Raw genomic sequence first — 15,455 nt, 5'->3', positions numbered from 1 at the left:
ACAGTGGGTCCAAACACGAAAGGAAGATGGATGCTTGCGAAAAATTCTATGCTTCTGCAGTCTGACCTGTTTGCTGGTTTGGATCAGGCGACTGTGGAGCAATTCACCGCAACGGCTGAGTTTCGAGCCTTCGCCGCTGACGAGAAGATCGTAGCCGTGGGCCAGCAGGCATCGTTCGTCTACTGCGTCATGAACGGGTTTGTCCGACTTTCAAAATCGGAATCCGCCGGGCGCGAGGCGGATATCTGCGTGTGCGAGCCGGGCGACACCTTTGGTGAATATCTACTCGCGGGGGGCGGCTCCTACGCTTATAGCGCGCGGTCCGCCGACGGGGCCGAGGTCGCGCTGTTTGCGCTTGCGGAGTTGCAGGCGTTCGCCGACCAACATCCGGTCGTACACAGGAACGTCATGCGCATCATGGGCAGGCACCTGCTGGGCGCGATGGATTGTATTGCCGGAGACCGCTTGCTCACAGCCGCGCAACGGGTGGCAAACTACCTTATGAGCCGCTGCCCCGCCTCGGCGGCCACCTCGCGGGTTACGTTCCGCCTTCCTTACCGAAAGCGAATCCTGGCCGGCAAACTGGGACTGGCGCCGGAAGCCCTTTCCCGCGCGTTTGCGGCGCTCGCCCCGTCGGGGGTCGAAGTCAGAGGCAAGGTCGTCCTCGTCGATAGCGTCGACCTGCTGCGGGAGGCATGTTAACCATTGGATCACCGGGCCACATGTTGAAGTTCGCCGCGCTGTTCCTGCCATTAACTACCATGTCAATGGGGTACCTGTTCGCCGCAGACTCAAGCCTCTCAAGGCCTCCACACACTACGAGTTCATTTGCAAAGCATGGGCTTCATAACCCGAGCGCTTCACCAGATTCGCTCTATCTAATGCCAGGTCTAAACATCCAGCGCGTGCCAATCATTTTATTATCTATCGCGGAGTTCGGGGAACCGGAAGAATCCGACTAGCCCAATAGTGTCGATCCTATTAGTAACGCAATGATGCGGGCATTTATTCCGACATAGGCTTTAAATGCTCGAGCCGAGTGCTTCAGATTACGGCGATATCACAAGCTTTTCGCGTGCCCAGGAAGCCCTGTTAACCCACGTTCGTTCACCTCTTGTACGACCCTTGGGACGGCATCGCGTTCTAGGTCAAGGTGGTTCATCAACGCGGACTCCACCAAGTTTGTCGCGGCGCCTAGTTCAGACATTGCGGCAATTAATTTCTCGAGGCTTTCGACAAATGCGGGCCTAAGTTCCGACGCAGTTATTTCCATTCGTAGAGGGTGAGTGCAAAAACAGAATCGTTGAACGATTTTACATGCCTCGCAATTCGATGCTTCTTCGGCGATTCTAGTAAATATCGCTTCTGCCGTTAGGGCGAGTTCGTCGGGGGACAATTTATCTGCCACGGCCCAGCTCTCTGGGATCTGCGGCCGCTTTCGATTCAACGCCGAGATTAGCGTCTCACTTCCAACAACATAAAAATCTAACAGAGTACCCTCCAACATCGGCCTGGTGAAAAAGCCCTTCTGAGGGATGTATTGGATCTTCCCTTCAGCTGCTAGTCGCTGAAGTGCTTCGCGAATTGGTGTTCGACCAAGATCAAGATTAGACGCCAGATCCTGTTCCCTGAGATGTTGCCCCGGCACACGGCCGTTATTGTGGAGAATTCGTCGAATAGCATCGTAGGCAATATCGGCCTTTGCAGGTTCTGGTTCAGTAGAAAAGTTTGTGTCAGCCCCACGCTGTGGGGGCGCGTTCTTGCAACACCGCATTTGATGGTTTTCCTCTGTCGATGTCCTTCGGGGACCCTACAGGAGCTTATTCATTGATATCGGGCGGCGTTCCGATTCAAGGCCGAATTAATTGGCCTCACCATATCGGCACGCGTTTTAACCCAGGCGAGATTCGGGACCTTTATAACAGCCGCGGCCGCAGCTGGCCGCTATCGCACTCTCTCGCCGCTGAGTTCAACGGAATGGGGCAAGAGGAAGCTGTCACGTTCTCCATCTAGGAGGGCGATCTTCATCTCTGGCCTGTCGGATCTGATTTTGTCTGGGTGCATGTTGTCACGTCGGTTCACCTAAGCCTCCCGTCGCTGACCGGGGTAGACCCCCGTGCCGCTTGTTGACCAGATCTAGACGGCGCTCCGCGATATATCAACACATAACATTGATATTTTTTTTGATATATTTTGGCCTATCGCGCCACCTTAACGTTTTGTTTTTTCTGCTGTTGGCAAAGAACTCAGGCAGCGTCTAATTAGTGACGCATTATCCAGCCCGCTGAAAGGTTTGCGCGGATTTCCGAGTTGGCGATTCCGGTTGGCGGATCGAAAAAGCTCTGGGTGTTTAGTCCCGGCATTTGATGGTGCATTATTTTCGTTAGAATGGAGGGAGGCACTATGGGCCCTAGTAGCCGAGACGAGAGGAGCTAGCAGACTGGATGCGCGACCGACCCAGTCAGCCATTACGGATCGCGAGATGTCTATCCCTAACCGCTCGTACATCTCGGATAAGCGATAGAGGGGAATGTGATCGTCGAATTTAGCGATCATGATATGGGCGGGCAGTCCCGGCCCGGGTTTGCCGCGCTCGATCGGCAGGATCGGCATCTCGCCAGCTACCGTCGTATCGCCATCCCTGCAGATCATGCGCTTTTCGACATGGCGGACAATCTTAACCGACCCCGGCACGTGCTCCAACACCTGGACCACCCTGTCGGCCGCCTTCAGGAACGATGCGCCACCACAGGTCGGGCAGATGCCGACGTTCCGCGTCACTTCACAGCGGCGTCACCGTCGGCTTCGTTTTGTTTCTGTTGATTGAAAAAGAATTGTGATCGCCCGCACTTCCTACCAGGCAAACCGCCATGCATACCGCATTGTCGGGGGAACAACCTAGTTCCATAAATATGGCATATGCTGCAATTTCATGTAACCGCAAAGTTGAAGTGTCCTGTTTCTGCAAAGTTGGAATGTCACTCTCCCCGGGTTTGATGACGATGGAGATTTTGACCGAACAACCAAGTTCGTCTTCGCCGATCTCTATCCAAAGCCGGCAAGATGAATGCCGCCCAGTTCCTGCGCAACCTGATCGCGGCGGTGCCCTACACCATTCATACTATCCTGACCGATAACGGCATCCAGTTCACCAACCGGGCGTGTGACCAAAATGCTTTCCAGCACATCCTCGACCGGGCCTGTGAGGAATACGAGATCGAGCATCGCCTGACAAAGTTAAGCACGCATGGACCAATGGGCAGGTCGAGCGGATGAACCGAACGATCAAGGAACCCACTGTCAAGCGCCTCCACCACGACGATCACGCACAACTGAAAAAGCATCTCGCCGACTTCATCGAAGCCTACAATTTTGGGCGCAGGCTCAAGACACTAAAGGGACTCTCACCCCCTACGAATTCATCTGCAAAAGGTGGACTTCCGAGCAGGATCGTTTCATCATCAACCCCGTCCATCAAATGCAGGGACTAAACACCTAGGATGCACGGTCTGATGGATGGCCGGAATATCGCTTTGACCGATCAAGTCGCCCGGCAAAGCCCTGTTGCTGCGTTCGAGATAATGCCCATCAAGGAAGGAGCGGTAGGCGTCCGCGATACCGTCCTTCAGACCTATCTTAGGCGACCAGCCGAGAGTGCGAAGCTTGCCGACGCTCAAGAGTTTACGTGGCGTGCCATCTGGCTTGGTGAGGTCACGCGTGATCTTGCCTTCGAAACCCACGACCTTGGAGACGAGGTATCCCAAATCCAGGATGGTAATGTCTTCGCCCGAACCTACGTTCACATGACTTTCGGCGGAATAGGTCTTCATGAGATGGAGGCAGGCGTCGGCGCAATCGTCAACATGCAGGAATTCGCGCCGCGGCGTGCCAGTCCCCCAGATGCATATCTCTTGCTGCTGGTTGATCTTGGCCTCATGCGCCTTGCGTATGAGCGCCGGCATGACATGGCTCGACCCGAGGTCAAAATTATCCCCTGGACCATAAAGATTGGTAGGCATGGCCGAGATGAAATCTCTACCGTGCTGTTTGCGATAGGCATGGCAGAGCTTTAATCCGGCAATTTTGGCGATTGCATACCATTCATTCGTGGGCTCAAGCGATCCAGTCAGAAGTGAGTCCTCGACGATCGGCTGATCGGCGAATTTCGGATAGATGCAGGACGAGCCCAGAAACATCAGTTTTTCGACGTGAGCTCTATGGGCTGCGTGGATGACGTTCGTTTGCAGAATCAAGTTGTCGTAAAGGAAGTCGGCCGGACAGGTAGCGTTCGCCAGAATACCGCCGACCCTCGCAGCAGCCAGGAAGACGGCGTCGGGACGATTCTTACTCATCCAGGCCTCCACCTGGTCCTGCCGTCTGAGATCGACCTCGGCGCGGGTGGCCGTCAAAATCTCGCAGCCCTCGGAAGCGAGACGCCGCACGATCGCAGAGCCCACCATGCCGCGGTGACCCGCGACATAGACCCTTTTTCCGGCAAGGCTGTAGATCACCTCAGGCATGGGCAAAACCTTTGGTTACACCGACCGACGGAACATTTCGTGCCATGACTTTCAGATCCTCGCGAACCATCTCCGCAACCAGCTGATCAAGACTGGTCTCATGTTTCCAGCCAAGCTTCGTGTGCGCCTTCGTCGGATCGCCAATCAGAAGATCGACTTCAGTTGGACGGAAGTAAGCTGGATCGATCTCCACCACACACTGACCGGATATCTTATCATATCCCTTTTCCTCAACCCCGTTCCCGCGCCAATCAATTGCCATGCCCACCTTGGCAAAGGCCTTGTCAACAAAGGAACGAACCGAGTGCGTTTCGCCGGTCGCAAGGACATAGTCCTCCGGTTCGTCCTGTTGCAGCATCAGCCACATGCCGCGGACATATTCTCGTGCATGTCCCCAGTCGCGTTTGGCATCCAAATTGCCGAGATAGAGCCTTTCCTGCAGCCCAAGATGGATCGCCGCCGCCGCCCGGGTGATTTTACGCGTCACGAACGTTTCGCCGCGGATCGGGCTTTCATGATTGAACAAAATGCCGTTCGAGGCGTGCATGCCATATGCCTCGCGGTAATTAACCACTATCCAATAGGCATAGAGCTTGGCCACCGCGTAGGGTGATCGAGGGTAGAACGGCGTCGTTTCGCTCTGCGGGACTTCCTGGACTTTGCCGTAGAGCTCTGAGGTGGACGCTTGATAGAAGCGGGTCTTCCCGGTCAGCCCCAGGAGGCGAATTGCTTCAAGTAGCCGAAGGGTTCCGGTTCCATCTGCGTTGGCTGTATATTCCGGCGTCTCGAAAGAGACTTGAACGTGGCTCTGTGCGGCGAGATTGTAGATCTCGTCCGGCTGCGTTTCCTGAATGACACGGATGAGATTCGTAGAATCTGTCATGTCCCCGAAATGCAAAATAAAGCGCGGATTCTCAACATGGGGATCCTCGTAGAGATGTTCGATGCGACTGGTGTTGAAGGATGATGAGCGTCGCTTGAGGCCGTGAACAATGTAGCCCTTCTCCAGGAGCAATTCGGCCAAATACGCACCGTCCTGACCTGTTATACCCGTAATCAGCGCGACTTTTCGGTTCTTTGTCATTCCCGTATCCATGATTGCCCTCCAACTCGAATACTAATGCAGAAGCATATTATGATGTTTAGTACGTACAATTTCGTAAGATTGAGCGCTTGCGCCTTATACAGAAGTATTCATGATTTTAACCTGTAGTATTTCATGAGGGATTTCGAAAACAGTTCCGAGTCGCTGAAATTATACAACGCGTGCCTTTTGGGGTTTACATTGTTGATCGCGACAACAATTTCCGAATTTCGCGAGCTTTTCATTTGCTGCAGGCTGAACTCGACCGCGCGGCGGCTCGTCTTTCCCCATCTAACGACCGCCAATGTTCTTTCCGCCAGGGCAGTCAAATGCACGGTATCTGTCGAGGCGAGCACAGGCGCGCTGTCGAAGATGACAATCTGGCCGGCCGCGCCCGCCATCTCAATGATTTCTGCCAGGCCGTTCGAACGGGTGCGCCGCTGGAGACTGAATCTTCCAGATGGAATGAAGTCGATACCGCTTGGATGGCGGTAGACGATGTCTCGGATATCGGCCTGACCAGTCAGGAATTCGTTCAGTCCGTACATTAACCCCGACCTGAAAAACGAATTGAGTCTTCCCCGCCGAAGATCGCCATCGACCAGCAGCACCGGAATTGCGGCGGCGGCAAGTTCGATAGCCAGCGATCTCGCGACAAGCGACTTGCCTTCCCCGCTGTGGGCCGAGGTAACGACGATACTGTTCGGTAATTTGCCGCCATTGGACTGTTTGAGTGAAAGCACCACGGTACGGATTGCTTCGTCAAACATCGGGACCGGCATATGTTCGAACATCGTTTTCGAATTTTCCCACCGCGCTAGACGCGGGATAAGTCCAGCCGGGATCGTGCGCGCCATTGCAGCCATTTGGTCGAAACTCCGGACCGTCCGGTCCGACATTTCGATCACGAAAGCAGCCGTTACGGCTCCCGAGATTGCAGCCAGGAGCGCACCCACCAGATAGAAAAGCCGTCCACGTCCCTGTGACGCGATCGGTACTGAAGCCGGCGATAAAACTTCCAATTCCGCCCCCGGCAGCATGGCCTTCGCGGCAAGGTCACGGCGCTGATCCTCAAGTTTGTCGAGTGCCGTTTGTTCCAAGTCGGCGATATGTTGCAGTCGCGTCAATTCCGTCTGCACCATGGCATCGCGTGTGCGTTTTTCATGAGCTTCAGCCAAGATGGATTGTATTGACTGAGCTTCGTGATCAAGTGCGGCGAGCTTGGCGCGCATCGTTTGGAGATATTGCTTGGTCGCAAGGTTGAGATCGGCACGGGATTCCTTGATCTTCCCACGTAAGTCCACCACGGCCTCGGCATTGCCGTCATATGTCTGAAGAAGGCGGCCGAGATCTTGCTCCTGTGCGCGAAGATCGCGTTGCTTTGTGGCAATGTTGTCGGGGACGGCAATATTCTCCGCAGCGACCGAAGCGTTATCCGTTGCTTCCAACGTGGATATCGTCGCCTTGACTTCAAGCCGACTTTCTTCGATTTTCCCTTCACGGCCAGTGACTTCTATGATTGACTTGATCCGTTCATCCTGAGCATCCTCTTTCGAGACGACGTCCATCGATTCTTGGTAGTTGCGAGCAGCGTCGCGAGCAACATCCGCGCGCGCCTGCTGTTCGGTGATGCGCTGTCGGATCCATTTTTGCGCTGAATCCAGACGGCCACCGAGATTGTCCTTCCGTTCATCAAGGTAGATGCTGATGATCCGGTTCGGGACCGCGGCTGCGAGTTCAGGATCATTCGACGTGAAGCTGATCTGGATCACGTCACTCTTGTCTTCGTGCCAGACGCCGAGCGCCCTAAAATATTCCGGGATGATGGCGTCGATGTTGTCCCGTACAGGCGAGGTGGGTTTTTCCGTGTCGAACAGGCCGCGCAATTTTGCCCGGATCCTGTCAATGAACGAGATCTCGCGCAGCGCTGGATTGAATTCCGGCCGCAGGTTGAACCGCAGTTCGTGGACGACCCGCTCTGCGATGCTTCTGGATAGAAGCCGCTCAGTCTCCGATTTCGCGTCAAGTAGATCACTGTGGCTATCGTCGGCACCAAGTGATGTTGCGAGAGGCTGGTGGATAATTAATCGGGCCCAGGCCTGATAGGCGGGCTTCAACCCAGAGATAATAATCACCGTGGGCGCCATCAGAAGCGCGGTTATCGCGATGATCATGATCGCTCTTCGCCGGATGAGACGGAAGGCGGCTGCCAGATCGAAGTTGTCCGCCTTGGTCTCCACCTGAAAGCGAGGATCGTAGCGCATCTGTGAGATCGGAAGGTTGCGGTCCGGCGGAACAGTGGAAATCGTCATCGTGCGCCAACCATTGCTTGAGGTTTCGCGGAAACGGCTTCGTAAAGTTTCTCGAGCGACCGCATATAGGCCGTCATGCTGAAGTGGTTTAGATAATGTGCGCGCCCCTGGACCGAAAGGCGGATGCAGATCTCTGGATCGGACACCAGCTTCGCCAGGGCTGCAGCCAAGGCATCCTGATCTCCGACTGGGACGAAGAGCCCGGTTTCGCCATCGGTAATGACTTCGTCATGCGCCCCGACACGCGTGGTGACGACGGCGAGGCCGTGGGACAGCCCTTCGAGCACGGCCATTGCCAGACCTTCGGCGTGCGAAGGCAAGACCAGGATATCTGCACGCGCACACAGGGCTCGCGCCTCACCGGCGTCAAGCCAGCCGGGCATCTCTACCAGATTTGAAAGCGCCATGGCGTCAGCCTGACGGCGATAATCCTCGACAGGTCCGTCGCCTGCCAGTACGGCCCGCCACCGGAGTTCTTTCATGACTGGGTGGCTCAGGGCCAACAGAAGCTCCGTGACCCCCTTGCGTTCGCTCAACCGGCCAAGGAATACGATCAACGGGACCTGACCGACGCGAATATTGTGCGCCCCAGGATCGGGGACGCAATTATGGGCAACGACCGTGCGGCGCTCGTCTACGCCCAAAAGTGTCGTCAGCGTCATGCAATCACGCCGGCCGAGCGCCACAACGCGATCGGCATTCTGAAACATCCGACGTATGAGCCGTTGTTGGCGCGGCGTGCGTTTCGCAAAGTCGCCGGCGTAGTCGTAGTCGTGCAGGTGCAATATGTGGCAGCACCCGAACAAACGGGCAGCCTCGCTCAGGATCAGTTTTCGGTAGGTGCTGCCGCGGCCAGCGATATGGAAATGGTGAATGCGGCCTGGCGCGACAATCCGGTCCTTTGCCATCGTCAGGATGGCGCCGAGCAGGCGTGCGGGCGACGTCACCTTAGACCATCGAGCCCCTCTGGTATCGGTGACGAAGTGTTTCGTGCCGGTCTCTTTCGCTGTCTCTGTTATATAGCCGACCAGCCTGCCAATGCCGCCGCCGTTCTCGTAGCCGCCCGGAACATAGTGGCGGACGCTAGCCGCGCTCCGTGCTGCCATTCGACTTCTGTCCGTGAGGGCCTCCGTCAGCATGACCCGACCACCTCCCGATAAACGGCCGCGGCCTGGGCGCCGACCCGTTCAGGCGAATTGGGTCCTTTGGCCCATTCGAGCGCATTGGCACCGAAATTGTTTCTAAGCTCGCCGCTGTCTGCCAATGTCCTGATTGCTGCCGCGAGCTCGTTGGCATCTCCGGGAGGGACCACCATTCCCAACCCGTTGGGCTGAACGGTGCCCCGCAACTCGCCGACATCCGTAACGATGACCGGCTTGCCAAATGCGGCGGCAAGGTTGAGCACACCGCTTTGGGATGCTTCCGTATAAGGAAGCACGACGATGTCGGTGTCCAGGAAAAGCTGGGCGACCTCTGCATCCTCGATAAAACGATTGCGAATGTCGTAGCGGCCGGCATCCCCCATGAGCGGCTGGAAGATCAGCGGATCGTCGCCACGGCCTGCGACCGTGATGCGCAGGTTGGGAAGTACGTCCTTGAGCATCGCCTCGGCCCGGACCAGATGTTCGAGGCCCTTATAGGCAAAAATCCGTCCGAAGAGCAGGACGCGTATAGTTCCATCCGCTTCGCGCGGCGTCATCTTCTGTCGCCGGGCGAGCTCCGCATAGCGAAGGATGGAGGGATGCGACAGGACATGGACACAGTCCGCCGATTTTGCATATCGATTAAGGACCAGCCGCTTCAGTCCCTCGCCATGGACGACAAGATGTCCGGATTGCTTCACCATCAATTCGGGGGCCCAGCCGGGCAGCGTACGCGTATCGGAATCGCCGGGATGGATTTCCACGTCATGAATGGTCGTCACAAGCGGGATCGGGCGCCAGAACGGCACGGCGAGGTTCAGCCAAAGTGTAGAATTGCTGAGGAGATGAATGAGGTTCGGCCGTTCCCGCCGGATCAGACGCGTAAGCTGGTACAGAAACCAGGGATTGGAGAGAGAACGGTGTCTCGGCCAGTCCAGAAGGTGCAGATCGACAGCCGGATCGATGGAAGAGGCAAGATGTGCATAGCGCCGGCGCGGTACGGCAAGCACAACGTTCAGGTGTTGGGCAACGCCGCTGGCAAATGAGATGGTATAGTCTTCCAGTTCGGAAACCAATAGCAGCGCCTTCATTTCGCCGCCTCCGACAAGCCGACGTCCAGACCGAGCCGTGACAGGCCGCGCGCCGAGCGCAAACTATCGCGCGTCCGCCTGAGCAGGTTCGGTTCGCCGGCAAAGAAGAGACCTTCGAGGGCAAGCTTGAACCGGGTGCGTGCATCAGCTCCCTGCAGCTTTGCCGACGCGATGCGATAGGGATAGTGATCCGTCAGATGTAGTCTTGCCGGTAGCTTATGGGCTGAGAGAAACAGGTTCGTTGCTTCGACGGTATGCTGCCAGTGCGTCATCCGCCTCCTTAGCGTGGTCGCATCCTCGGTCGCGCGATACCAGTTGTTATTGTGGATGCGGTAGAATCCAAGCGCATCCGGCATGGCAATGACGTCCCCCAGAAACGGATAGATCCCCACGAGCCAGGCGTCGGCTGATATGCGGAATTGTTCGGGAATGCTGCCCGCAGCATTCCACGCGCTACGTCGTACCGCGATGGCTGACGTCATCGGAAAAGGCCACCAACCCGCCGATCTGGTGAGTAGCGGCGACAAAGCGCCCGAACACAGGCTTCGAGGGATCGGCTTGGAAGTCGGCGTGCCATCGACAAGCGTTGGCTGCAGTCGGTGATAGACGAGCGATGCTTGAGGGTTTGCGCGGAACGCTGCAGCCGTCGCCGACAGCTTGCCCGGCGCCCACCAGTCGTCGGCATCCAGAAAACAGAGGATCTCGCCCATGCTTAATCCCACAGCGGTATTGATCGCAGCGGCCTGTCCTGCGTTCTCCTGAAAGATCACCTTCACTCGGCTGTCATACGCTTCCAGAACGGACCGCGATTGGTCGGTGGAGCCGTCATCGACGACGATTATCTCGACGTTGCGCGCGTCTTGGCTCAACACGCTGTCTATCGCCCGCCCAACGAAGCGAGCGTAGTTGTAATTATTGATGAGGACACTGAGGGCCGGCCGCTCCATGACGCGCTCTCAGGCGAGTTGCGGCGATGCACCGCTGTACAGCAGCGCAGAGTTGCTTAGGACGTCGACCTCTACGCAGCCATCGAGGTTCGGAGCCTCGGTGACGGTGATATCCAAAAGACCTTGTCGGCCGAACAGCATCTCGCGCAGAGCCGATAAGATCGCCACGACGAGGAGAGCGCCCGTCGTCTTGCATAGAGAACTAGGATCGTGACGCAGAAACATAGTAATCCTAAACCTTCCAGGCTTCGACTGCAGAGAGAGCCTCTGTCAGAATTGTTGCCTCATTCCAGTGGAACCGCGGCTTACCCACCACGCTTACAAGACACTCATCGCCACGGTAGCGGTGAACGGACATGCGCAACATCTGCTCTTATGGGCAATCGGCGGACATGAAGACCCGCCTTTTGGGTAAATGCCGGCTGAAAGCTTACGCACAACACCGTCTTTGGGTGGAGCGAAGGTGCATTAGGCGTAGCCCGCCCTTCGCTAGGACAGGTTGACTGCGGATGTGGCTAGATGATTGCTTGAGAGCAGTGCAGCACGAAGGCCGACACCTGTTTTTTTGATCTGCGGCGATCAACAATCGCTCGTCTTTTCAAGTCAGTCGGGACGGATAATGAGAGTATATAGCCTCGGAACTGCCAGCGGACCTACTATCAGTTGGCGGGCCATAGAATGCTGGGGCGCCGGTATATCCCTATTCTTTCAGGCAGGCGCCTTTCTGCCCCTCATCCTGTCAGATGCGGACGGAACGCTCAGCGAATCTGCCAAATCCATACTGCGTCTTCCTTGCTTTCCTGTGTATGCATTTACAATCGTGATCCTGATACGCAATTTTCCGCAATTTCTAACGGCGCTCAGGCGAAATCTGCTTGTTCCCCTGATCCTTGTTTTGCCGTTTTTGTCTACCCTGTGGTCAATAGCACCTCAAACGACCTTGAGGCGCGCAATTGGCCTCTTGTTTTGCGTACTTCTTTCCTACGTTCTGGCGATACGGTTCACGCCAAGGCAGCTGCTGTTCCTGTTATTCGTGACCCTGGGAACCTGCAGCGTCCTCAGTGTGGCTATCTCCTTGGTGTCACCAGCCCTCGCCAGTATGCCGGATGGTGCTATGCGGGGCGTCTTCATTCACAAGAACGTCCTGGGCTGGTATGCGGCTCTGACGATCCTGGTCGCGACGGCCGTGCTGATAGACGGGAGGCTTGGCCTGCGGCGAACCGCGTTCATCGTATTGGCCGCGGGTATGGTCTGTCTTGCAAGCTCTGGATCAATGACCGCGATCATTGCAACGTCAGTGGCGTATTGCCTGATCGGCTTTTATTCCCTCCTGCAAAGAAGCAGCAGCATTGGCCGCGTCGTCATCGTCCTGTTTTTTATTCAGCTAGCTCTCGGCATTCTGATTTCGCTTCACGAATTCCTGGTTCCGGCCCTTGAAGCGCTCGGCAAGGACGCGACTCTGACCGGTCGGGTGCCATTGTGGGAACTGGTTGATCGCGAAATATCCGATCGTTGGTTTCTTGGTTATGGCTACCAGGCTTTCTGGACAACCGCGAACCCAGAAGCGACGCACATGTGGTTAAAGCTCGGATGGCCGGCGCCCCATGCGCATAATGGATATCGCGATATCTTGTTAAGCTTTGGAATAATGGGAATGATTCCGTTTGTTCTGATGCTTCCCCAGGCAATCCGCCGGGGTGCGGTCCTTCACTGTCACGATACGCAGTACGGGTGGCTCTGGCTTAACGTCCTTACAATCATGATTCTGGTGATGAATCTGACCGAGAGTATTTTTTTCGTTCAGAATGACGCCATCTTCATCCTGTTTACAGCAGCCATCATCATGTTTTCGCTGTACGCGCCCGTCGTTTCGCTCAGCCGTTCGCCACCTTGGCAGGCGCCCTCGCGTGGCCTTGCGAGCGGGTCGCAGATATCATGAGGCGGCATTTTGGACTGATCCTGAGCATTTTGCCTGTCATGCTCTATCCGCAGTCCGGCAATCCGGCTCCAGTCGGGACAGAGATAGATGCGCCTGAGCGCTTGCAGATGCTCGTCAGGGAGGCGACTTGTGCGGAAGCTCCCGCGACTTTCTCAGCCAAGTTGAATGGGACTTCTTTAAGCGACATATTGAGCAGCAGCGCTGGGGCGCGGACGATATTCTACGTTTCTCCCGATGGCAAAGACACCTGGAGTGGCCTCCTTCCGACAGCAAATCAGCAGGGCGGCGACGGTCCTTTCGCCAGCATTGAAAGAGCCCGTGATGCTGCCCGTGAGAAGGGCGGCACCAACACAATCGCGCTGGGTAAAGGCGATTACTACCTTACTCAGCCGATCGTCTTTGACTCCCGCGATACGGGCTTGATGCTCACGGCAAGGTGCAATGAAGCGCCGATTTTGCATGGGGGGCTGCGCGTGCGTAACTGGGCGCAGCAGGCCGATGGTCGCTGGACGGCGCCGCTGAAATTGCCACCGGATGAAGGGGTCGGTGACCTTTTCGTCAATGGGAAACGCCAAACTCGGGCACGATATCCCAATGCTCCCGCTGATGGCGATCCACGCAAGGGATGGTTGTTTGCCGCAAAGTGCGAGCCTGCCATCGACCTGTGGGAAGGAAACACGCGCTTTTGTTTCCATGCCGGCGATCTTCCGGCAATGGCTGATACAAGTGGGCTGGTCGTGGACATCGTCGGGGGGTTTCAACCGGGAAGCCAGTGGGGCAATGACACGCTCCCAGTTGTATCCATCGATGGCGCAGGCCGGACTGTGCATACGAAAGGCACAGGCTATTTCTTTACCGCAGAAGGCAGCCGCTATTTCCTAACCGGAGCCAAGGGCTTGCTCGATGCTCCCGGAGAGTGGTGGTATGACCTTGTCGCGGGCCAGCTTCAGTATATCCCTGTCGATCAGTCGTTACCCAATTCCGTCGTCGTTGCTGGCATTCTGCCGACATTCTTCAAATTGGATGGGGCCGATAGGATGGTCATATCAGGGCTCGAGTTTAGAGACGGAGCTCCTGAAGGCAGCGGCAAGTTCTATACGGAAACCAGAGGTTTTGGCGCCATACGGATCGAACACGCTGATGGCGTCAAGATTCTCGGCAACAGCATCGAAAATGTCGGCGTCGGGGTCCATGTGACGGAAAGCAAGGATGCGTTGATTGCCGGCAATGTGGTTGCGGACGTCGCTGGCAACGGGATTTACGTCGGCACAAATTATGGCACGTTCGGCAAGTCGAGCGGCTCCAGGATCCTTTCAAACCATATCCATGACATCGGAAAGGTTTACATTGAAACCGCAGGAATATGGTTCCAGGCGGCTGACAATGTCAGGATCGCCGACAACCTGATCGAAAACACGGCGCAGTTCGGAATCGCCGGCGGTTCGCTATGGGGTTCTAACGACGCCGTCTATAACGCTGTCATCGAGCATAACGAGATCCGTAACGCCAATCAGCAGACCGCAGATGGCGGCGCCATCAAGATGATGGGCGAGCAGGCAGATCCTCTCAACAGCACCATCCGCTCCAATCTGGTGACCGGGACCGGTCATCTTATGAACAGGGTCGATGGGACGTTCTGGCCTCCCGGATATGAGGACACCAGCGAATGGCCGTCGCCTATCAGCTGGGCGATCTATACGGATGGGAAGGCGAGCGGGCTGCGTATCGAGGGAAATACGCTCTCGGGCAACGTCGCGGCGATTGGTATCAACGGCGGTTGGAGCAACCTGGTAGCGGGCAACGTCATCACACACGGATCAGGCGCGGCTTTTCGCGTTGATGACGGTACCGGCAGGGGTTGGCGTCCGCCATGGGCACGCCCTAATCGTATTGAGGAGAATGTTGTATCGGTTGACAGTGACAGCGGCGTTGTAGCGTATGTCAACGCTCCCGATCTTGGGCTTGGATTTGTGCAATTCGCGCGCAACCGCTACAGCGGCAACTTGAATGACAAGAGCTTCAGGGTACATCCGGAGATCATGCGTCCGGGAGAATTTGGCAGTCTAGGAGATCTTCAGAAGGCTGGGGAGGACACCGGAAGCGTAGTCACGCCGCCCGAATAACAAAAGGCGTCGCGACGAGGGTGTTCTGCTGCGATAAAGTCCTCAGCTATGGCGACTTATCCCTTCAATCATGGCGTGCACGCGCTGCTGCTAACTGCCGCAGGCAGGAACGGTGACCACATCTGAGTGGCGCCGATTTCAAAGCGAAATTCCAACCCTTGCCCAACTCGCATCCTGCGCGAGGCTTCTGCCGAGCCGTCGAATGATCGATCGCGTCAAGGTGAAGGCCTTTTGAGCGTCCAGGCGAAGCCGCGGCCAGATCCGTTCGAAGATCCTGCCAGGCTCAAGCGTTTCACT

The 15,455-nt window shown here is 56.3% G+C and carries 11 protein-coding genes and 2 pseudogenes; 4 read left to right on the top strand and 9 right to left on the bottom strand.

Features of this window, described 5'->3' with window-relative positions:
- Nucleotides 1–30 precede the first annotated feature (30 nt).
- The gene (locus N1937_RS28025; protein ID WP_131586615.1) at nucleotides 31–702 is read left to right on the top strand and encodes a Crp/Fnr family transcriptional regulator; all 672 of its coding nucleotides are present in this window, start codon (nucleotides 31–33) and stop codon (nucleotides 700–702) included.
- A gap of 358 nt (nucleotides 703–1,060) precedes the next feature.
- Here N1937_RS28025 and N1937_RS28020 read toward each other — a convergent pair whose 3' ends face one another.
- Together N1937_RS28020 and N1937_RS28015 are read right to left on the bottom strand one after the other, a co-directional pair.
- On the bottom strand, nucleotides 1,061–1,774 hold the full coding sequence (locus N1937_RS28020; protein WP_003549684.1) for a GntR family transcriptional regulator: 714 nt from the start codon (nucleotides 1,772–1,774) through the stop codon (nucleotides 1,061–1,063).
- Nucleotides 1,775–2,391: 617 nt separating this feature from the next.
- Nucleotides 2,392–2,760: pseudogene (locus N1937_RS28015) on the bottom strand (IS66 family transposase); the annotation flags it as partial.
- Between the two features lie 253 nt (nucleotides 2,761–3,013).
- On the opposite strand from N1937_RS28015, the pseudogene N1937_RS28010 reads away from it, so the two are divergent.
- A pseudogene (locus N1937_RS28010) lies at nucleotides 3,014–3,499 on the top strand (integrase core domain-containing protein); the annotation flags it as partial.
- Here the strand turns inward: N1937_RS28010 and fcl are convergent.
- From fcl to N1937_RS27975, 7 genes are all read right to left on the bottom strand, one after another.
- Nucleotides 3,462–4,520, bottom strand: a complete 1,059-nt coding sequence (fcl, locus tag N1937_RS28005; RefSeq protein ID WP_260060234.1) for a GDP-L-fucose synthase — start codon at nucleotides 4,518–4,520, stop codon at nucleotides 3,462–3,464. The pseudogene N1937_RS28010 and the gene fcl overlap by 38 nt on opposite strands.
- Nucleotides 4,513–5,616, bottom strand: coding sequence for a GDP-mannose 4,6-dehydratase (gmd, locus tag N1937_RS28000; protein ID WP_260060233.1), 1,104 nt, complete (start codon nucleotides 5,614–5,616; stop codon nucleotides 4,513–4,515). Before gmd ends, fcl begins: the two co-directional genes overlap by 8 nt.
- 98 nt (nucleotides 5,617–5,714) lie before the next feature.
- Entirely contained in the window at nucleotides 5,715–7,916 is a 2,202-nt protein-coding gene (locus N1937_RS27995) for a GumC family protein (protein WP_260060232.1), read from the bottom strand.
- Nucleotides 7,913–9,055 carry a glycosyltransferase family 4 protein gene (locus N1937_RS27990; protein ID WP_260060231.1) on the bottom strand — a complete coding sequence of 381 codons (1,143 nt, stop codon included), beginning with the start codon at nucleotides 9,053–9,055 and terminating at the stop codon, nucleotides 7,913–7,915. The genes N1937_RS27995 and N1937_RS27990 overlap by 4 nt, the downstream gene beginning before the upstream one ends.
- A complete protein-coding gene (locus tag N1937_RS27985) occupies nucleotides 9,049–10,149 on the bottom strand; it encodes a glycosyltransferase family 4 protein (protein WP_017969304.1) in 1,101 nt (366 codons plus the stop codon). The genes N1937_RS27990 and N1937_RS27985 overlap by 7 nt, the downstream gene beginning before the upstream one ends.
- Nucleotides 10,146–11,096 (bottom strand): glycosyltransferase family 2 protein, encoded by a 951-nt coding sequence (locus N1937_RS27980; RefSeq protein WP_260060230.1) that lies wholly within the window; start codon nucleotides 11,094–11,096, stop codon nucleotides 10,146–10,148. Before N1937_RS27980 ends, N1937_RS27985 begins: the two co-directional genes overlap by 4 nt.
- 9 nt (nucleotides 11,097–11,105) lie before the next feature.
- Complete coding sequence (locus tag N1937_RS27975) at nucleotides 11,106–11,321, bottom strand: hypothetical protein (RefSeq protein ID WP_260060229.1); 216 nt, start codon at nucleotides 11,319–11,321, stop codon at nucleotides 11,106–11,108.
- Nucleotides 11,322–11,715: 394 nt separating this feature from the next.
- On the opposite strand from N1937_RS27975, the gene N1937_RS27970 reads away from it, so the two are divergent.
- On the top strand, nucleotides 11,716–13,035 hold the full coding sequence (locus N1937_RS27970; protein WP_260060228.1) for an O-antigen ligase family protein: 1,320 nt from the start codon (nucleotides 11,716–11,718) through the stop codon (nucleotides 13,033–13,035).
- A complete protein-coding gene (locus tag N1937_RS27965) occupies nucleotides 13,032–15,158 on the top strand; it encodes a right-handed parallel beta-helix repeat-containing protein (RefSeq protein WP_260060227.1) in 2,127 nt (708 codons plus the stop codon). Before N1937_RS27970 ends, N1937_RS27965 begins: the two co-directional genes overlap by 4 nt.
- The last annotated feature ends 297 nt before the right edge of the window (nucleotides 15,159–15,455 follow it).

Origin of the sequence: Rhizobium sp. WSM4643 (assembly GCF_025152745.1) — a bacterium.
Classification (GTDB): Bacteria; Pseudomonadota; Alphaproteobacteria; order Rhizobiales; family Rhizobiaceae; genus Rhizobium; species Rhizobium leguminosarum_I.
Note: the sequence above shows the minus strand (reverse complement) of the source record. Positions and strands in the feature narration are given on the sequence as shown.